At 66.0% G+C, this 18,818-nt stretch carries 21 protein-coding genes; 12 read left to right on the top strand and 9 right to left on the bottom strand.

The annotated features are described in order from the left end of the window. Positions 1 to 203: cold-shock protein (locus tag NC7_RS26460; RefSeq protein WP_067988083.1), on the bottom strand; the 203-nt coding region annotated here is incomplete at its 3' end. Between the two features lie 189 nt (positions 204 to 392). Here NC7_RS26460 and NC7_RS26455 point away from each other — a divergent pair. Genes NC7_RS26455 through NC7_RS26445 form a run of 3 tightly spaced genes read left to right on the top strand, consistent with a single transcriptional unit; the run spans position 393 to position 3,061 of the window. Then, positions 393 to 1,700, top strand: coding sequence for a hypothetical protein (locus NC7_RS26455; RefSeq protein ID WP_067988079.1), 1,308 nt, complete (start codon positions 393 to 395; stop codon positions 1,698 to 1,700). 40 nt (positions 1,701 to 1,740) lie between these two features. Then, entirely contained in the window at positions 1,741 to 2,379 is a 639-nt protein-coding gene (locus NC7_RS26450; RefSeq protein WP_067988076.1) for a hypothetical protein, read from the top strand. 22 nt (positions 2,380 to 2,401) lie between these two features. Continuing rightward, complete coding sequence (locus NC7_RS26445) at positions 2,402 to 3,061, top strand: GNAT family N-acetyltransferase (RefSeq protein ID WP_067988072.1); 660 nt, start codon at positions 2,402 to 2,404, stop codon at positions 3,059 to 3,061. Positions 3,062 to 3,254: 193 nt separating this feature from the next. Here the strand turns inward: NC7_RS26445 and NC7_RS28745 are convergent, their stop codons facing one another. Then, entirely contained in the window at positions 3,255 to 4,016 is a 762-nt protein-coding gene (locus NC7_RS28745) for an NgoMIV family type II restriction endonuclease (RefSeq protein ID WP_236573736.1), read from the bottom strand. A gap of 306 nt (positions 4,017 to 4,322) precedes the next feature. Here NC7_RS28745 and NC7_RS28740 point away from each other — a divergent pair, with 306 nt between their 5' ends. After that, positions 4,323 to 5,270, top strand: coding sequence for a NaeI family type II restriction endonuclease (locus tag NC7_RS28740; protein ID WP_159372907.1), 948 nt, complete (start codon positions 4,323 to 4,325; stop codon positions 5,268 to 5,270). Here NC7_RS28740 and NC7_RS26440 read toward each other — a convergent pair. Further along, positions 5,264 to 6,418 carry a DNA cytosine methyltransferase gene (locus NC7_RS26440; RefSeq protein WP_067988070.1) on the bottom strand — a complete coding sequence of 385 codons (1,155 nt, stop codon included), beginning with the start codon at positions 6,416 to 6,418 and terminating at the stop codon, positions 5,264 to 5,266. The genes NC7_RS28740 and NC7_RS26440 overlap by 7 nt on opposite strands. Before the next feature lie 183 nt (positions 6,419 to 6,601). Here NC7_RS26440 and NC7_RS26435 point away from each other — a divergent pair, with 183 nt between their 5' ends. Continuing rightward, positions 6,602 to 6,811 carry a hypothetical protein gene (locus tag NC7_RS26435; protein WP_067988068.1) on the top strand — a complete coding sequence of 70 codons (210 nt, stop codon included), beginning with the start codon at positions 6,602 to 6,604 and terminating at the stop codon, positions 6,809 to 6,811. A 38-nt stretch (positions 6,812 to 6,849) separates the two neighbouring features. Here the strand turns inward: NC7_RS26435 and NC7_RS26430 are convergent, their stop codons facing one another. Then, a complete protein-coding gene (locus NC7_RS26430; protein WP_067988065.1) occupies positions 6,850 to 7,656 on the bottom strand; it encodes a hypothetical protein in 807 nt (268 codons plus the stop codon). A gap of 417 nt (positions 7,657 to 8,073) precedes the next feature. Between NC7_RS26430 and NC7_RS26425 the strand changes: the two genes are divergently transcribed. From NC7_RS26425 to NC7_RS26410, 4 genes are all read left to right on the top strand, one after another. Next, entirely contained in the window at positions 8,074 to 8,289 is a 216-nt protein-coding gene (locus tag NC7_RS26425) for a hypothetical protein (protein WP_067988062.1), read from the top strand. Further along, entirely contained in the window at positions 8,286 to 9,557 is a 1,272-nt protein-coding gene (locus NC7_RS26420) for a hypothetical protein (RefSeq protein WP_067988059.1), read from the top strand. The genes NC7_RS26425 and NC7_RS26420 overlap by 4 nt, the downstream gene beginning before the upstream one ends. Positions 9,558 to 9,628: 71 nt before the next feature. Next, positions 9,629 to 10,306, top strand: a complete 678-nt coding sequence (locus NC7_RS26415) for a hypothetical protein (RefSeq protein WP_157102184.1) — start codon at positions 9,629 to 9,631, stop codon at positions 10,304 to 10,306. Positions 10,307 to 10,376: 70 nt separating this feature from the next. Continuing rightward, positions 10,377 to 10,613, top strand: a complete 237-nt coding sequence (locus NC7_RS26410) for a hypothetical protein (protein ID WP_067988053.1) — start codon at positions 10,377 to 10,379, stop codon at positions 10,611 to 10,613. 52 nt (positions 10,614 to 10,665) lie between these two features. Here the strand turns inward: NC7_RS26410 and NC7_RS26405 are convergent, their stop codons facing one another. Further along, positions 10,666 to 11,643 (bottom strand): helix-turn-helix transcriptional regulator, encoded by a 978-nt coding sequence (locus NC7_RS26405; protein WP_067988051.1) that lies wholly within the window; start codon positions 11,641 to 11,643, stop codon positions 10,666 to 10,668. A 60-nt stretch (positions 11,644 to 11,703) separates the two neighbouring features. Here NC7_RS26405 and NC7_RS26400 point away from each other — a divergent pair, with 60 nt between their 5' ends. Beyond that, on the top strand, positions 11,704 to 12,228 hold the full coding sequence (locus tag NC7_RS26400) for a DinB family protein (protein WP_067988049.1): 525 nt from the start codon (positions 11,704 to 11,706) through the stop codon (positions 12,226 to 12,228). On the opposite strand, the gene NC7_RS26395 is transcribed toward NC7_RS26400, so the two are convergent. Next, on the bottom strand, positions 12,188 to 14,677 hold the full coding sequence (locus NC7_RS26395; protein WP_236573735.1) for a helix-turn-helix domain-containing protein: 2,490 nt from the start codon (positions 14,675 to 14,677) through the stop codon (positions 12,188 to 12,190). The genes NC7_RS26400 and NC7_RS26395 overlap by 41 nt on opposite strands. Positions 14,678 to 14,858: 181 nt before the next feature. Here NC7_RS26395 and NC7_RS26390 point away from each other — a divergent pair, with 181 nt between their 5' ends. Then, entirely contained in the window at positions 14,859 to 15,314 is a 456-nt protein-coding gene (locus tag NC7_RS26390) for a carboxymuconolactone decarboxylase family protein (RefSeq protein ID WP_067988046.1), read from the top strand. A gap of 33 nt (positions 15,315 to 15,347) precedes the next feature. After that, complete coding sequence (locus tag NC7_RS26385; protein ID WP_067988043.1) at positions 15,348 to 15,788, top strand: nitroreductase family deazaflavin-dependent oxidoreductase; 441 nt, start codon at positions 15,348 to 15,350, stop codon at positions 15,786 to 15,788. A 1-nt stretch (position 15,789) separates the two neighbouring features. Here NC7_RS26385 and NC7_RS26380 read toward each other — a convergent pair whose 3' ends face one another. The 3 genes from NC7_RS26380 to NC7_RS26370 are packed head-to-tail and all read right to left on the bottom strand — an operon-like array spanning position 15,790 to position 18,778. Further along, the gene (locus NC7_RS26380; RefSeq protein WP_067988041.1) at positions 15,790 to 17,148 is read right to left on the bottom strand and encodes a vWA domain-containing protein; all 1,359 of its coding nucleotides are present in this window, start codon (positions 17,146 to 17,148) and stop codon (positions 15,790 to 15,792) included. Further along, the gene (locus tag NC7_RS26375) at positions 17,145 to 18,023 is read right to left on the bottom strand and encodes an AAA family ATPase (RefSeq protein WP_067988038.1); all 879 of its coding nucleotides are present in this window, start codon (positions 18,021 to 18,023) and stop codon (positions 17,145 to 17,147) included. The genes NC7_RS26380 and NC7_RS26375 overlap by 4 nt, the downstream gene beginning before the upstream one ends. Positions 18,024 to 18,061: 38 nt before the next feature. After that, positions 18,062 to 18,778 carry a TetR/AcrR family transcriptional regulator C-terminal domain-containing protein gene (locus NC7_RS26370; RefSeq protein ID WP_067988035.1) on the bottom strand — a complete coding sequence of 239 codons (717 nt, stop codon included), beginning with the start codon at positions 18,776 to 18,778 and terminating at the stop codon, positions 18,062 to 18,064. Positions 18,779 to 18,818: the final 40 nt, after the last annotated feature.

The following is an 18,818-nucleotide window of genomic DNA, read 5'->3' as shown; positions in this document are numbered from 1 at the left end:
TCGAGAACCCGCACCCGCTGCGCTTCGGGTCCGCGCCGCGTCTCGTGCACCGTGAATTCCACGCGCTGACCGGCCCGCAGTGTGCGGAACCCCGCGCCGACGAGTTCGGTGTACTCCACGAACACCTCCGGTCCGCCCGCGTCCGGGGTGATGAAGCCGAACCCCTTGCCGCCGTCGAACCAGCTCACCACGCCGCCGGTCATCCACCGACCTTCCTGATCATTTGTCTGACATGCCGATTCGTCCATGGTCGCATGTCGCCGGGCACGACACGACAGCGCACGGACCGGTCGACGCGCCCACGCTGGATAAACTCCAGCCAGGTTCGTCCGCGAGAACGGAGATCCGGTGCCTCATCAGCCTGCGCGACCCCCGCTCCGGCACGGCCGCCCATGATCCGCGTCGCGGCCAGGCCCGCCGCCGAAGCACTCACGGTCGTCGTCGCCACCTCCGTGGCCGTCCTCGCGATCATGATGCCGATCAGCTTCGCCGATCTGGGCGAGTCGACCCACGACGATCTGCTCGTGTTCAACATTCCCCGCGCGATGACCGGCGGCGCGTTCGTCGCGGTCATCACCGCCGCCGTCACCGTGGCGGTCGGCAGTGTGCGCACCGCCCGCTGGACCGCGCTGCTCGCGCTGGCCGGGATCTTGCTGAGCCACCTGCTCGCGGCGGGCGACAGCAGCGACGGCAGACTCGACGGCGGCGTGTCCCTGCCGACGCTGAACTTCGTCGACGCCGTGCTGGCCGGGATGGCACTCGGCGCGACCGCGGTGGCCGTGTGGAACGACACGAGGCTGCGCATCGCCTACCTGTTCGCCGCGATCGGCGCGACCGTGCTCGGCGATCTCACCCAGACCCCGACCGACGACACCACCGGCGGCTTCGACGGCGCGCTCGCGGGCACCCTGCCGCTGTGGTTCATCGGGGGCAGTGTGCTCGCGCTCGCGTATTTCGCGCTCACCAGCGCCGCACCCGCCCCGTCACACACCGATTCCGCGATCCCCCTCGCACCCGTGTTCGCCGCGGTGCTCGTCTATTCGGCGATCATCTTCACCTCGCTGCACGTGTCGCACCACAAGACGAGCCTGCGCCATGTCGTCATCGCCTCGATCATCGTGCTCGTCGCCACCGCGGCCGCCGCTTTCGTGCTGCCCGAGCGGGACGGGGTGCTCACAGTGTTGATGTCGTCGTTCTCGGTGGCGGGCAGCCTCGTCATCACCCTGCCGCGCGACAGCTGGGTCGATCTGGGCACCCTCGTCGCCATCGCCCTCGGTCTCGGCCTCGGCCTGCGCCGCCCCCGCCCGCTCGCCGCCGCCCTCTGGATCGTGGCACTGGCCTGCCTCACCCTCGCCGCGGACATGACCGCGCCACCGGCGAGCCTCACCGCCGCGGTCGGCTGTCTCGCGCTCGGGGCCGTCTGCGGTTACGGCATCGGCAGCGCGGTCCCGATCAACTCCTCCTCAGCGGTCGTCGGCCTGTGCGTTTTGTTCGTACCCTCGCTCGGTGTCGCGTTGAGCGACACCGAATTCGGCCACCTCGCCTATTCCTCGGCCTGGTATCGCACCACCGACGTGGACCGTGGGCCGGTGCCCGCCACCCTCGCGGTGGTCATGGCTTTGGTCTGCGCGGTCCTCGTCGCCACGATCCTGCGCCGCCGTCAGCCCTCCTTGCCGGATTCCGACTCCCAGTCCCTCTAGTCACCGCCTGCCGCACCGACTTTCGGGGTATACCCAGTTCATGAGTTTCCCGGTGTCCTTCGGGCTCCCCCAGATCGGCCTGCTCGTCCTGCTCGCGATCGGCCTCGCCCTCCTTGTCGCCGCTGCCCTCCCCCGGACTCGCCGCCGCGGCCTCAAATCCGTTCTGGGCCGGGCGATCCCCGGAACCGCCCTGCTGCTCGCGGCGACCCTGCTCCTCTGGATCGCCACCCTCCTCCAGACCTACCTGGGCCTGACCGGCGAAATCAAAGCCGCCCACGTGGTCGCGAAAACCGTCGGGGACCGCGCCCTCGAACTCGACGTCACCACTTTCGACACCGACGGCGCCGTCACCGACCGCACCACCCACCGCGTCGAAGGCGACCTGTGGGTGATGCAAGCGGCCATCGTCGAACTGGAGCCCTGGGTCAACGCCCTCGGCTTCCACTCCGGCTACACCCTCACCCGCCTCTACGGCCAACGCCTAGACGGCCGACCCACCACCCGATCCCACATCTTCCTCAACGGCTCCGACCGCGACTTCTTCGAAGACATGCGCGAAAACCGCTGGTACACATCACCATTCATCCGCTCGGCCTACGGAAACGCCGTCATCGCCGCCCCGGGCGAATACGACGTCTGCATCTCCCGAGACGCCATCAAAATCTGCCCCGCCAACTGACCTCCGTCCGTACATTGGGTTGGTGGAGATCCGTGGATACACCGAGGCCGACCGTCCCGAACTGACGGCCCTGGCCTCCCATGTCGGCGAGGGCTCCCCGACTGCCACCCTCTGGGGCCACCCGGAATCCGAAAAGGCCGTCTACCTCGATCCCTATATGGACCTCGAACCCGAGTCGCTGTTCCTCGCGGTCGACGACGGCCGCCTGGTCGGCTACCTCACCGGCTGCGTCGACAGCACCTCCTTCCCCACCGAGGAAGCCCGCCTCGAATCCGCGATCCGCCACTACCGCTTGATCTCCCGCCGCAAACCCGCCACCTTCTTCGCCCGCGCCCTCGCCGACACCCTCGTAGCCAGGGTCCGCCGCCTCCCGCTCGCCGCCGAACTCACCGACCCCCGCTGGCCCTCCCACCTCCACATCAACCTCACTCCCTCGGCCCGAGGCACCGGCGCCGCCGACACCCTGATGCACCACTTCCTCGACCACCTCGCGGCGAACAACTCCCCCGGCTGCTACCTACAAACCCTCGTCGAAAACTCCCGCGCAGTCCGCTTCTTCGAACGCCACGGATTCACCGCCCACGGAGCACCCGCAGCGGTTCCCGGACTGCGCTACAAAGCTTCAAAGGTTCACCAGCTCACCATGATCCGCGCCACCTCATCGCTTCAAATTGAAGATTGAGGGACTAGAACGACGTTCGCGAGGTCGTGACCAACGCGCAGAGCACCCTCGACCCAAATTTACCTACGATCCGGTAGTGGAAAGGAGCTACACGACTCGCATATGAACGTAGCGACTACGCCCACCTCATTCGCCGGCTCACCCGAAATGAACCGAGCAATCCGAAGACGCGCACCGGTCAGCATTGATCAGCTCACCAAGTCGGGAGGCGTCGCACCTCTGCTACGAGTTCACCGTAGTCACGAACACGCCCCTGAGCAACCATGCGTTCGAGTAGAGCCCGGGGAGCCCACGGTGCACGGCGTCGACGTCCTTCGAGCGTTCTCGCCGCATCTCGCAGTTCTTGCAGAGCAAGGTGGTAGACGCAGTCGACAGCGCCTGACCCGTAGGCGATCAGACGTAGCATTGCGGGTCTGGGTTCCATTGTGAGCACCGCGTAATGAGGCATGTGCCCACGTCGCAAACTCACCAGCTTGGATCCTTGGGAGATACAGTCCTGAGCGCGGTCTGTCCGCAACGACCATTTCGATGACAGGCCGATGAGGAGTCGATTTTCCGGCTGTGGTGCGGCGATGGCAACATCCAGCTTGAGAAGAGACTCCTCGGGCATAGAATTGACAAGGTCCGAGACGAGCTGATGATTTTCCCCAATAGCAACGCTCACAGTTTTGAGCCGAGAAATCAATGCATCATGAATCGCTGGCGACGAATTCTGTGTGAGCTCAACAATTATGTCGGCCAGTTCAGAACCTGGATCTGCGTACTTCCGTGTAAAATCTTTGAACACCGCCAGATGATAATATTGACGAAACTCCATCGCTGGTCGCGAACCGCGAAATAGCAAATCGGAACGAAGTCCTTCAAGATGCTTCGCTGCAAGCTCTTCCATCCGCCGCCCCACCTGGGGAATCTCAGGCTTTTCGGCGGGGACTCCCAAGGCATCGAACAATGCCATCCCCCACTCGATCGACCCAGCGTCGTTGCTGTCCGACGTCGAAGGATTGCCGTTGGATCGATACCCACACAAGTCCCTTGCAAATGGTGCTGTCACATAGGCAACTGTGCCACCACCTCTCTCCATCCCGCTAGCGAGGGCCACGACATGAAGTACCGACCGACTGGTTTCCGATGATGTCGGCAGCTGTAGTTCCCCGGACTTGCGCGCACCGAGCCAGACGTGAGCGGCGCCAGCGCTGAAGAACGAAGTGTCGGGTTCACTCGGGAAGAGACCACATGACGCAGCTCGAGCTACATTCGTGCGGTGAGCGAGTCTGATCATGTCCTCTTCAATGTGTCCAGTCCGGTTGTCCACGCACAGTCCGATGTGGGGGTCGCCGAGGTTCTGGAGTGGTTTCGTCAATACAAGGACGTGGAGCAACGATTCGGGGATGGCTTGCGCCAGTCCATTGACGAAGTACTTGATGGGCAACGTACAGGCAGATTCGACCCCCATCACAAAGACCAACTCGACAAGACTGAAAAGACCTACCTCGGGACAAAGGTAGAGATAGTTATACGTGCCAAATTCGAACTACCGAGAGGCGATCATATGGACTATAAGATCGCAGGTCACGAAGTGGACGCCAAGTGGACGATCGGCAGCAATTGGACAATCCCACGGGAAGCCGTTGGGCACATTTGCTTACTCATGCGCGCGAACGACCACACGGGGACTTTCGATGTGGGAGTACTTCGGATCCAGCCAGATTGGCTGAATAATGGCACGAACAACGATGGAAAAAAGACGATCAACGCGCAAGGGCGGGGGAAAATCGTGTGGATATGCAAACACGGCGCGTTGCCACAAAATTTCATTCTTTCGCTGCCACCAGCGGCGAGAGAGAAAATACTGGCAGGTAAGACGGGACAACGGCGCGTCACAGATATGTTCCGGCTCGTGCGTGGTGTCACTATCAGCCGAAACGCCACCCAAACCGTGGCTCAACAGCTCGATCCAATGAAGCGAGTTCGCGATGCACGGATAACACTCAGTAAGGAGGGGATTGCGATACTGGGTCATCAAAATGAGGGCCCGCGGATAGCAGCGGCATTAGGATTACCGATCCCAGCCAAGGGAGAATTGATGTCGGTGCGGTTGGTGCGTGTCCCTGAGGGCACCGCAGGAAACGTCGCCGAAATCGGAGGCGAACTCTTCGCAGCCATCGATAGCGATACCCCTACGGCACCACTTCCGACGATCAGCTATTGACGACCGCTGCACAGCCGGCACGGTAGCGGTGCACTCGTGGCGTCACGCTCGGCGGCACTGCCTTCGAGGAAGGGCTTCAGATGGTGCGCGATAGCTTCGGCCAGCATCGGCGGCACGGCGTTCCCTATCTGCCGAGCGACCTCGATCTTGCTACCACACCACACGAAGGAATCCGGAAAACTCTGCAGCCGGGCAGCCTCGTAGTGAGTGATCGGGCGATCGACACTGCAAGCCGGGTCTTCGCGATCCCACTGCGGGTGCAGGTACTGACCTTTTTCGGGTTTGTAGAATTCGGTTCGGATCGTCAACGACGGTGCGTCCCACCGCATTCGACCCATCACGTCAGTGGTGCCCGTCTTCTTCTCGCGCCAGCAGCGCGACAGCAGATGATCCGGCAGATCGAATCGGCCACCTCCGGGCGGGATGTGCCGGTACCGGTCCAGCGACAGCTGCGTGGGATTTCGCCCGATATGCAGATCAGGAGTCTTGAACAGCCCACGTACGCGTTCACCGAAGACCGAGACCCAGGAGTCAGGGAACTCTTTGGTAGCCGGCACCTCGGGAAGCCCCTCCAGAACCGCACGAGTGCCGTGCCATGTCGGCAGATCGCCCATCGCGCCGATGGGCGCATGTGTCGGCGACGGCAGTGGTATTTTGCCTATCCGAGATCCGATCACAATGGTCCGCTTGCGGCGCTGTGGTACTCCGAAGTCCGCGGCCAGTAGGAACCCGGCCTCCAGGTGGTATTCCTGCAACAGTCCCCCAGGGCGAGCCTCGGACTTGAGCAGGGCGAATTCGCTGGAGGAGAAGAAGCGGTCAACGTTCTCGATGACGAAAACCCGGGGATGAGCATGCCGAACGAAGCGGATGTACTCCTTCCATAGCTTGTTGCGCGGGTCATGGACGTTTTTCGACCCCAGGTTGGAGAAACCCTGACACGGTGGGCCGCCGATGATCACATCAGCTTCTGGGATGTCTTCGTCGGGGATATCCGAGATGTCGGCATACCGAGTGTGGGACTCTCCGAAGTTGGCCGCATAGGTGGCCGCGGCTTCGAAGTTGAACTCAACCGCCATGACCGGCTTGTAGGGCCCCGCAGCCACAAAGCCCGAGGTCATACCGCCGCAACCTGCGAACAGATCGATCATCTTCCACGTCTGTGAGCCCACATCGGTAGACACTAGTCGACCCCTCCGACCATCTTTCGCATCTTCGAGGTCGATCCGGCGAAATGTGGCACAAGCATGCAGATCTCCTAGAGGTAGCGGGTGGATATCCACCGAGGATAGCGCACTTTTCGGTGGATATCCACTCTGTGGCAGAGTGGGGTTATGCCCAGCCAGCACCGCTACCCTGCCTCGATCTACCGCGCCGACCCCGAGTTGCGGCAACGCGCACGGCACGCGACCGAACAGGTTGGCTCCAATGTCAACAACCACATCGTGGAGTTCTTCCGATGGCTCGTGCACGACACCGACGAACTCCCTTCCCGACCCGCCGACCCGGTTCGCTCCTCCCCCAGCGCCTCAACGGACCGATGAGACCGAGGCTAGTTGCCGAAAGTTGCTTGCCCTTCCCGCTATTGAGACTGACGAATGGCGCGGACACACCGGTTCAGGTCGTCGTCGGTCGGCAAAGCCACCGTCCCAAACCCTTCCGGCGCCGACATCTCCAGATCGATGAAGCGGAATCTTGGCTGGTCGCCCAGGTAGTACTGCGCTGGATGCTTTCGACCTCCCCGAGTGCTTCGATAGTTGGGATTGTCGATATAGATTCCGACGACGGCATCTCCGCACCACAGGTCAGCACGGAAGAGGGCATCAGCGAGCGGGTGGCTCAGTGCAGGTAGGCCGAGATTGCGAAGCCGGCCCACGACGTAGATCTCACGCAGAAACGAGTAGTAGAAGGTGCCGATACGCCATCGCAGCGCGTTCCGCACAGCAGCCCTTGCCTGAGCCTCTGTGCATCCACGCTGGGTTACCAGCTTGTCGACCGCCTTCTGATGCACAACCCAGGCCGGATCCCACAGCCAGCTGCGCCTGGCAGGCGATGCACTCCAATCGTCGCGAAACTCTTCCCAGCTGAAGATCCGACCGAGATCTTCTAGGCAGAAATGGAAGAGATGCGAAAAGGCGAAGTCAGGACGCCAATCCCTCACGAGCTGAACGGTGCTGTCGAAATTCTCCCACAGAACGCCCAGCGGATGCTCCGTCTCGAGGTCCCGAATCTCGGCGGGGTCGACCTCGTAGATGGCAGAGCTGACATGTGCGCGCACCTTCTCAGCCACGTACTCCCGGTTAGGTAGAACCTTCCACTTTTCAAGGCGCCTTCGGGCCGCGCCTGTCGAACCGAAGTGTCGCACCACCTGATCGCCGCTCACCTGCACTCGAAACCACCTTCTCGGGCCCCAACATCGGACCGATCCTCGACCGGACGTCATGCTATGGACAGGGGCCGACAAGAACTGCGTGCAGGAACCGAGTGCACTGACACCGACTTCCGTCGGACACCATCGCTGACCGTCGGCATCCGTCCACCGAGCACCAAGGGGCGTTGGTGTCGTAGCCCGCTGTGCATTGAGCGGCGGAACTCGCGTCTTAGGTGCATCCGTATCCCGCGGTACGGGGTACGCCTTCGCTCCATCCGACGCCTTCGCTCCCAGCGGAGTTCGTCCGTAAGCGTGGGTTACATGTATTTGGGCACGCATTTTCAGTGCTGCACACAGCTATTCGCGTAAACGCTGTCCAACACCGAGGTTGAGGCGCATCCTCGGAGTGGTAGGACTGTGTATTGGGGAGCTCGTATGACCATCCGTACTGGGGATGACGGGGGTGGGGCGGTGGGGTTGCCTGCTGTGCAGCGGCTGCCCGTGCGGGAGGCCAGGGATCTGTTCGAGCTGGTCAGGGCGGCGGGTACGTTCGAGGCGGCGACGATGGACAGGTCGATCGACTCGTTGGTCGGGGCTTTGCCTCGGCCGTTGCGGCGGGTGGCGAAGAAGATCATGTTCGGTGGGCGATGACGGATCTGACCACGCGGGCGCAGTTGATCCTGTTGGCGCGGACCCTGCATGTACATCCGCAGCGGGTGCATCACCTGCGGTATCTGGGGGCGGCGCGGTTGCACGAGTTGCAGGCGCAGGTGTCGGCGGTGTTGTTCGATCAGCACGCGATGACGTTTCGGCGGATCAGTTCGCTGGTGCCCTACATTCCGCTGTCGATCTCGATTCCGTTGGTGCAGAAGCTGGTTCCGCCGATGATGACCGGGCGGGCCGCGGGGGCGGTGGGGGTGGAGCATCCACAGAAGGCTGTGGAGACGTTGTCGATGTTGGATACGGGTTATGCGGCGGACTGCGCGCCGTACCTGGATCCCCGGGCCATCGCGCGGCTGGCCGATCAGGCGCCGACGCGGCCGGTGGTGCGGATCGTCAACGAGTTGTTGCGGCGGCGCGACTATGTGACCGCTGGTCCGTTCTTGTCCTGCGCGACAACGGAACTGATCGCCGCGGTCGAGGCGGGGGTGGGTGACGACGCCGGTTTGATCTACTCGGCGGCGTATTCGTTCGATGCCGAGGTGTTGAGTGCCGTCGTCCGCCAGCTCCTCGACGGACCGCATCACCGGATCCCGCGCATGTTGCAGACGGTGCTCAACGGGCCGCCGGGGCTGCAGCACGCCGCACTGTCGGTGTTCTCACGGTGCGCGGACGATGTGGTGCGCCGGGTCGGTGACGTGCTGTTCGGCAACGCGCAGCCCGCCGATGTCACCAGGCTGGTCAGGAACGCGTTGACGGTGGGAGCCGTGCCCGAATTCCTCACGCTGGTAGGTCATCTCACGCCGCTCGGACTGTGGTCGCTGGTCGGCAATCGGGTGTTCGACGAGCCGGGTGTCGGTGCGCGGGTGGTGTCGACATTGGAGCACTGCGACGATGCCGAGAGCTGGCGGGGGATGTTCGCCCTCGCCGCACGCATGGACGAGCGGGCCAGGAACGAGGTCGGCAACACGCTGGCCGCGCTGTCGGACACGGCAGTCGCGGAGCTCCCCGCGCGGGCCACCGAAGCCGGGGGCTGGCCTGCGCTACTCGATCTCGTCGCCGCGTCGGGTCCGGAGGCACAGAATCGGTTCGGGAAGGTGTGGAGCGGGTTGGGGCCGGAGCGGCGCGCCCGGTTGCACCGGTGCATCACCGAGCATCGGTACGACAGCAGACTCGCCGAGATCACGGCGATGGTGGAGCCGGTGGAAGTGGATCAGTTGTTCTTCGAACGGCGGCGGACGCAACGTCATCGGGGGTGAGCTCGACGCGTGGCGCGACAGTGCGACGGGTATGAGTCAGAGTGGTTGCAGCCGACTCGAGGAGGACCCTGATGTATCCCGCGCCAGTCCAACGACCGCCCAGCGGGGGGACGGCGATCCTCACCGGAATATCGGCGCTGGTCGGCGGGCTCGTCGGTGTCGTCGGAATGATCGCCGCTGTCGGACGGATGGTGACGTCGGACTATCCGCCCTTCGGATGGGGGTACGCGCCTGCCTGGGCCTCCATCGCCTCGGCGGTGTTGTTGGTGGTCGACATCGTGGCGGCGGTGCTGCTGTTGATCGGTGCGATCGTGCTGTTCCGGCGCAAGAGTTCCGGGCCGATGATGGTGGCATCGGGCTGCGCGGGAGTCATCGGCGCCTACGTTGCCGGGGTGATCATCACCGTCGCACAGTTCGGGCGTTTCGATATCGGCAGCAGCAGCTACCGTGAAGTGGTGTTCGATCAGTCGGCCGTGAACTCGCTGCTCGGACCGTACATCGACCTACCGTGGTTCCTGTCGATCCTGCTGCTCGTGTTCCCGGCGGTGACCTTGCTGCTCGCACTCCTGCCTTCGACTCGACGGTGGTGTGGACGAGGTAATCGGCCAGCTTGGGCACCGGCCGCGCCAGGCATGCCCTACCAGCACCCCGGCTTGCCGCAAGCACCCGGATACGCAGCACCACAGGCACAGTGGGCTCCGGGCGGCCACCATCCCCGAGCGCCGCGTCCGCAGGACGGATACCGGTAGCGATCGCGCGACAACGGCGCCGACATGGGCAAGACTGGGTCCGAAGGCTCCACCCCGAGAGGATCTGCCCATGTCCACCCATTCTCCGCACCGCACCGTGATCCGGGTCGCCGTGATCGGCGCCCTCGTCGCCACTCCCCTCGGCGGCGTGGCCACCCAGGCTTCGGCCGCCGAGATACCCACGCACTCGGTCGAATTCGTCGATCGGGACGGTCACCACGACAACGGCCTGCACCTCGGCCACCACCCGCTGCGGAAGCTGCTGCACCACCTGCTGCCACACGGCGCCTTCGGCAGCGTGGACTGACCCCCGGACCGGCCGTCGCGGCCGAATCCCGGCGTGGGGGACACCGCCCGACCTATCGCTCGACCTGATCCGACGTCGTCGCGCGGGCGAAACGCGATCCCCAATCACTCACCACCGCAGCGAGTTCCGGTGGTTCGAGGATGGTGAAGTCCGCTTCGACGCGGCCGAGGAGATAGGCGGGCCAGTCGAGGGTGTCAACCGTCTGCTCGACCAGAGTGCGGTCGCCGGGCAGCGGTGTGATGGCGCACCACCGGCCCACCCGCGCGCGGACGTACTCGGGGGACGCCGCGACCTCGACGACCACTCGGTACCCCGTTCGGGCGCCGCCTATTCCGTCGCGGACGAAAGTGGCGGCGTCGGGGGCGGGTAGTTCACGGGGGCGGAAGTGGGTGCCGGTGGCGTGGGAGTCGGTGAGACGGTCCACGCGGAACGAGCGCCAATCATGGCGGGTGAGGTCGTAGGCGACGAGATACCAGCGGCGGCCGAGGGAGACCAGCCGGTGGGGTTCGACCTCGCGGGCGCTCGTGCGACCGTCGGCGGCGGTGTAGGTGAACGTGAGGCGTTCCTCGCGGCGGCAGGTGAGCGCCAGGTCGGTGAGCACCGCGGGGTCCACATCCGAGAGTGGAACGGCGTGCCAACCCGCGGACACGGTCATCGCGCGTAGGGCGTCGACACGGCGGCGCAGCCGGGCGGGCAGGACGGTGCCGAGTTTGCCGAGGGCGCGCACGGACGGTTCGGCCAGGCCGTCACCGGCACCTTCGGAACCGGCCTGCAGGCACACGGTGATGGCGACGGCCTCGTCGTCGTCGAGCACCAGCGGCGGCATGGCCGCGCCCGCGGCGAGCTGATAACCGCCCTCGATGCCGGGCCGGGCGTCCACGGGGTAGCCGAGGTCGCGTAGGCGGTCGATGTCGCGGCGCAGGGTGCGCGGGGAGATCTTCAGCCGCGCCGCGAGTTCGGTGCCCGGCCAGTAGCGGTGGGTCTGCAACAGCGACAACAGACGCAGGGTGCGTGCACTGGTATCAGCCATATTCTCAGTATCCGCGCATTGCGGACAGAAACTGACCGCAATGTCTTCTACCTTGGGTTCATGACAGAAACAGTGCTCGACACCGAACGCGCCGACCTCCTCGAGATGTTGGCCAAGCACCGCTACTTCCTGCGCAACACCACCCGCGACCTCACCGACGAACAGGCCGCGCTGCGCACCACCGTCAGCGAACTGTGCCTGGGCGGGCTCATCAAACACGTGGCGGCGGTGGAGGCGAACTGGGCGAAGTTCATCGTCGACGGACCCGAGGCCGGGCCGGATTTCGAGTCGATGACCGAGGAGCAGATCGCGGAATGGGGCAATGCGTTCCGCATGCTGCCTGGTGAAACGCTCGCGGGACTGCTCGCCGAATACGATCAGGTCGCCGCTCGCACCGACGAACTGGTGCGCACGCTGCCCGATCTGAACGCCACCCAGCCGCTGCCGACGGCGCCCTGGTTCGAGCCCGGTGGCCGGTGGAGCGCGCGACGCACGTTCATGCACATCATGACCGAGACCGCGCAGCACTCCGGCCACGCCGACATCATTCGGGAGGCTCTGGACGGGGCCAAATCGATGGGCTGAGTTCGCTCAGCAACTCCTCGGCCGCCGCGCGATGCTGTTGCGCGGCAGCAGGATCGGAGTCGTCGAGGACATCGGCGATGCCCTGGTTCGCCCTGGCCTGCTCGAACCGGTACCCGAGTCGCGGTGCCAGGTCGAGCGTTTCGTTGTACAGGCGCAGTGCCTCGTCGGAAAGCCCTGCCAGGCGACATGTTTCGGCGTAGCCGTTGAGGAAGTGGATCTTCCAGTGCGGTTCGAACAGGTCGTCGAGCAGGGCGAAGGCCTCGCGGTGACTGTCGAGGGCCTCGTCGTAGCGACCCGCCTCCCGCAGGGCGACACCGCGACAGTTCAGGCACCATGCCTCGTTGTGCTTGTGCCCGTCGGCACGGGCCGAGGCCAGCGCGCTGTCGAGATGCCCCAGGGCCGCGGCGGGTTCGTCGGGAGCGATCGCGACACCAAGGGCGATCTGGGCCTGCAGTGACGGCGGCCGATCCGGGTCGTCGGCGGGAATGGCGAGAGCGCGCCTGGCCAAGTCCTCGGCGTCGGCACGCTTGCCGAGTTGCAGCATCGCCCACGCCTCGCCTGCGAGCGCGTCGGCGGCGCTCGTCGGGCAGCCGCTGCGGGTGTACAGGTCGTGGGCCTGCCGGAACAGTTCGAGCGGTTCGGTCACATCACCTTCGTCCCACCGCAATTGGGCGCAGCGCATGGTGAGTTCGGCGCGGGGCAGCGGGTCCCTCGCCGCGGCGACCAACGGGGCCGCGGCGGCATAGGCGGCGGCCGCCTCGGCCATCCGACCGGCGTTGTAGCGGGCGAAACCCAGATCGCTGTGCGCCTCGGCGAGCTGGCGGGGATCACCGAGTCGCTGTGCGGCGCTGAGGGATTGCTCGAACAGCGCGTTCAGGTGGGTGGTGCCACAACGGCGGGCGAAGAAGGTACGCAGAAAGCGTGGCAGTTCGCAGACGTGCTCGTTGGCGCCGATCTCCACGGCCGCGTAGAACACCGCCATCAGGTTGGTGTACTCGCTGACGAACCAGAAGAACGCGACATCGCGATTCGGGAAGTGCGGCACCGCTTTCGGTTCGGGTCCGGCCGAGACGGGACGAGTCGGCGAGAGGAACGGCATCGCGGCGTCGGCGGCGGCCGCGGTGTGCACGTAGTAGTCGAGGATGCGGCGCAGTGCCCGTTCGCGGTCGGCCTCGGTGTCGTGGTCGGCGCTGGCCTGACGCGCGTGCCTGCGCACCAGATCGTGCAGCCGGTAGCGCCCCTCGGCGGGTTGCTCCACGAGGTGGGCGTCGAGCAGGTCCTCGAGCATGTCGCGGGCGGCTCGCACCGGCACATCGGCCACCGCCGCGGCGACGTAATCGGTGAAGGTGGAGCCGGGGACCAGGCCGAGCAACCGGAACAGGCGGCGCTGTTCACGGTTGAGCTGACGGACCGACATGCCGAAGGCGGTGTCGAATTCCGTTGCGCCCTCGGCCATTCGCTCGACCAGGATGCCGATCGACCAGCCGGGCCGATGCCGCAACCTGGCCGCCGCGAGCCGCAGGGCCAGCGGCAGATTGCCGCACAGCCGCAACACTTCCTCGGCCTGTTCGGGTTCCCTGGCCAGCCTGCCGTCCGGGCCCCGCGAATCGCCGCTGGCCCGCGCGAGCAGCTCGGCGCTCTCCTCGGCGGTGAGCACGTCGAGGGTCACCGGCGGCACCTCGTCGAGCTCGAGCAGGCGATTGCGGCTGGTGATGATGGCGACGGATTCGCCCGCACCGGGCAGCAAGTGGCTCACCTGGGCGGCGTCGGCGGCATTGTCGAGCACGATCACCGCCCGTAGACCGGCCAGCTCGGCACGCCAGCACGCCGCGCGCAGTTCGACTCCACCGTCCTGGGGCACCTTCTCCGACGGCACGCGCAGCGCCGAGAGCAGGGCACGGACGGCGGCGTCGGGGTCGAGGGGTCGGCGGCCGTCGGTGAAGCCGTGCAGGTCCAGATACAGCTGGGCGTCGGGGTATTCGGCGGCGAGCTGGTGCGCGGCGTGCACGGCCAGCGACGACTTGCCGACACCGGCCATGCCGTCGACGGCGACCACCCGGCTCGTGCGCACGGCGGCGAGCACCTCGGCCAGCGCCGCTTCGCGGCCGGTGAAGTCGGGCACGTCGCGGGGTAGGTCGTTGCGTGGGGGGACGGCTTCGGCGGGCAGGTTCGGTGGCGCAACCTGACGGCTCGTCTTGGGCGGGGCGGGCAACGGGTTGTTGGCCCGCTCCCACAGCGGACGCAGCGGGCGCGGATCACGTTTCACGAGGCGGCACAGTTCCAGCACGGCGGGCCACGGCGGCACGGTCTGGCCGTTGAGGTAGCGCGACAGCGACGACGAACTCAGCCCCGTGTCACGCGCCAGCGCCCGCACCCCACGTCCGGACAGCTCCTGGATCATGCGCAACCGCGCCGCCAGCTCGTCCTGCGGGTATGCCCGCTGTCGCACCACCACTGTTCCGCACTCCGTGTCCCGGTCCGAAACGACTATTTTCCCGCCGACAATCCGAAGGTCAGAGCCGTTTTCCGCTGTCCCAGAGTGTCCCACAGACCTCGTTTCGGAGCACGCGCCGGGCTGTTATGGAGACACACCGCGAGCAGCGGAGAACAGCGAAACCGAGGAGAACATCATGCAGTCCCGTATGCAGAACCCCGCGATGATCCTGACCGGCGCGATGGGCCCCATCCAGGAGATCTTCGGCGCCATCAACAGCGGCGGGGTGGAGGGCGAGATCCTGGAGTTGGTGCACCTGCGGGTCAGCCAGGTCAACGGATGCAGCTCCTGTGTCGACGCGGGCACCAAGAGCGCACGCAAGGCCGGTGTCAGCGAGGAGCGCCTCGCCACCGTCGTCGCCTGGCGCGAAACGCCCTACTTCAGCGACGAGGAACGCGCCGCGCTGGAACTGGCCGAAGCCGCCACCCGGATGGCCGACCGCGCCGACGCCGTCACCGACGAGGTCTGGGACCACGCGGCCAGCTACTTCGACGAACGCCAGCTCGCCGCCATCGTGCTGATGATCGGCATCACCAACATGTTCAACCGGCTCAACGCCACCACCCGTCAGATCGCCGGAGCCTGGGGCTGAGCCCTCTCCGCACCACCCGAAAGGACCCTAGCGATGAGCACGAAGCAGCAGACCCACAGCGGTTTCTCGCGCTGGATGCAGCACAAGATGAATGCCAGGATGAACCGCAAGATCCGCGGCGGCAACGGCACCTTCATGGGCATGGACGTGCTCATCCTGCACACCGTCGGTCGCCGCAGCGGCGAACCGCGGCAGACCCCGATCTCCTGGTTCGCCGACGGCGAGGGTGGCTGGCTGCTCGTGGCCTCCGGTGGCAAGAACGGCGACCCCGACTGGTTCCGCAACCTGATGACCCACCCCGAACAGGCCACCATCGAGCTGCCCGGCGAGCAGCCGGTCCCGGCCACACCGCACGTGCTGTGCGGTGCCGAGCGGGCGAGCGCGTGGGCGGCGATCACCACCGCCCAGCCGCGCTACGGCAAGTACCAGGACAAAGCGGGCCGCGAGTACGCGGTCGTCCGGCTGACCGCCTGACTCAGGCGGGTAAGAGTCGGCCGATCACCTCGGTGAGCTGGCGGACATTGCGGCATTCGTGCATGGTGACGATGTCGGTGTAGGTGTCGGCGGCGGAATCGCCGGTCGACCACGAACTCGACGGTTCCGGGTTGAGCCAGTACACCGCTTTGGCCCGCTCCGACATCGCTTCCAGCGCAGCCAGATTCGGGTCGGTGCGGTTGGTGCGGGCGTCACCGAGGATGAGCACGCAGGTGCGCGGGCCGAGGGCGTCCAGATAGCGGTCGACGAAACCCTGGAAGGCCTCGCCGTAGTTGCTCGACCCGAAACGGGCGACGCCGCCCTCGCGCACGATGCTCCGCGCGAAGCCGGGCGGTGGCGGTTCACCGGGGGTGAAGAAGCTCGTGATCTCGGCGCAGGTGTCGACGAAGCCGAAACTGCGGACCTTGCTGAACTGGTCCTGCAGCGCCTGCACCAATTGCAGGGTGAACTCGGAGAAACCGGTCACCGAGCCCGAAACATCGGCCAGCACAACCAGATCGGGACGGCCGTGCCTGCGGGCCCGCAACACCGGGTCGACGGGCACGCCACCGGTCGCCATCGAACGACGCAGGGTACGGCGCAGATCGATCTGCCCACGCACCGCCTTCTTGCGGCGCACCGCCAAACGGGTCGCGAGTTTGCGAGCCAGGGGGTGCACCAGCCGACGCATCTCGGCCAGGTCCTGTTCGCGGGCGCCGAGGAAATCTGTTCGGTCCGCCGAGTTCTCGACACCACGGCGGGCGATGTAATCGGTGCCGCGCAGTTCGGCCGAGCGCAGACGGGCCTCGTTCTGCACCGCCGTCCGGAACTGGTCGACGCGCCGTCGCGCTTCGATGGTGTGCACGGCGGCATCGAATTGCCCCGTGCCGCCCATGGTTCGGGCGACCTGTTCGGAGATCTCTTCGGGGCGAAGCGATTTCATCGTCAGATACGACGACCAGCCCGCACCCGAAGCCTGGGTGACCCGCCCCGCGCTCTCCCCCGCCCCGCCGTAGGCGCCGAAGGTGTCGAGGGCCTCCCTGGCCAGTTCCGCCGTGTCGGCACCCTGCACGAGGGTCGCGATCAGCCGGTCGCGCAGGGACTCCGGGTCGGCACTCGGTCGCGGTACCGGCAGTTGCGTACCGAGGAAGTACAGATCGAAGAGCTGGTCGAAGACCGAGCGCTGACCGTTGCGGCGCAGCAGGCAGGCGGCAAGACCGGAGCGCAGGCGGTCGGTGTCGTCCGGACCGAGGGCGACGATCGCCGAGGCCGCGTCGATGGTTTCACTCGGTCCGGCCAGAATGCCGTGCTCCCGCAGGAGACCGACGAAGTCCACCAGGCGATCGGTGGGAGCGGTCATGGCCGTGGACTCTCCCCGTCGAGGACCAGTCGTTCGACGGCGACGCGGTGGTCGGACTGGTATTTCAGCAATACCCCGAGGGTCGATCGCACCACCGAGGCGGTGATCTCACGTGTGCGCAGGGCCACCAATGTCTTCGCCCAATCGACTGTTTCGGCGATCGACGGCGCTTTGCGCAACGGCAACTGACGCAGGGCGGCCACCGTGCGAACCACGGGTTCGGCCAGGGTCTCGTCCAGCTCCGGCACCTTCAAGCGGACGATCGAACGCTCCAACTCGGCGGTCGGGTAGTCGATGTGCAGGTACAGACAGCGCCGCTTCAAGGCTTCGGACAGGTCGCGGTTGGCGTTGGAGGTCAGCACGACGAACGGGCGGCGCGCGGCTTTGACCGTGCCCAGTTCGGGAATCGAGATCTGGAAGTCGCCGAGCACCTCGAGCAGCAAACCCTCCAGCTCCACATCGGCCTTGTCGAGTTCATCGATGAGCAGGACAGTGGGGTCCGGATTACGGATGGCGGCCAGGAGGGGCCTCGCCAGCAGGAACTCCTCGGAGAACACGTGATCGCGGGTGCTGTCCCATCCCTCGCCCGAGGTGGCGGTGATGCGAAGCAACTGCTTGGCGTGGTTCCACTCGTAGAGCGCGCGGGCCTCGTCGATGCCCTCATAACACTGCAGGCGCAACAGGTCGGCGCCCGCCGCGGCGGCGACGGCCTTGGCCAGCTCGGTCTTGCCGACACCGGCGGGGCCCTCGATCAGCAGGGGCTTGCCGAGGTGGTCGGCGAGGAAGACCGCCGTCGCGATGTCGAGGGACGGCAGGTAACCGGCGGCCGCCAGCCGGTCGGTCACCTGGTCCACCGAGGGAAAGAAGTTACTCATCGGTAATGAGTATATCGAGCGCGTTTCCGGTGGCCACGCTACGAGCCCGGAAGCTGCCCGGATCCGGCGATGGCGGCGGCGATGCCGTCCAGGATCAGCTCCAACCCGAAGGTGAAATCGTGGTCCGAGGATTCCTCGTCCGGCGGGACGTCGGCGAAAGCCCGATCGGCGAAAAGAGCGGCGACCTCGGGCAGATCCGTCAGATCGAAGGCCGACACGTCGTGCTGGTATGCCTCGAGGTCCTGCGCCTCACTACGCTGCTCGGCACCGCGTCGCTCGGCCATGTGCCGGTCGGTGACGAACGCCTGCCGCACATACCCACCGACGACGGTGATCGCACCGATCTTGGCGCGCCAGTCCAGGCCGGTGTCCCGCAGCGCGGCCAGTCCGGCATTCATCCACGCCAACGCGTTACCGCCGCGGGGCGGGCCGGTCACGGGGATCTGGGTGATCCAGGGGTGGCGGGTGAAGGCCGTGCGCTGACCGTTCGCCCAGGCACGCAGGGCCGGACGCCAGTCGGGGCCGATGGCCGGTGGCGGGCCGAACGCCGTATCGGCCATGAGATCGGTGAGGCCGTCTCTCGACCCGATGTGCCGGTACAGCGACATCGGCGTGACATGAAGCGCGGCAGCGACCTTCGTCAGCGAGGCACCGCGCAGACCGTCGCGGTCGGCGAGCGCGAGGGCCGTCGCGACGATGCGGTGTGCGTCCAGTTCGGCCGGGCGGCCGACGCGCGGTCCTGACTTGCCGGTCAACGTCTCCTCGCTCGCTTCGGGGTTCCGTCAACTTAACATA

This window comes from Nocardia caishijiensis NBRC 108228 (assembly GCF_001612825.1).
GTDB lineage: Bacteria > Actinomycetota > Actinomycetes > Mycobacteriales > Mycobacteriaceae > Nocardia > Nocardia caishijiensis.
Note: the sequence above shows the minus strand (reverse complement) of the source record. Positions and strands in the feature narration are given on the sequence as shown.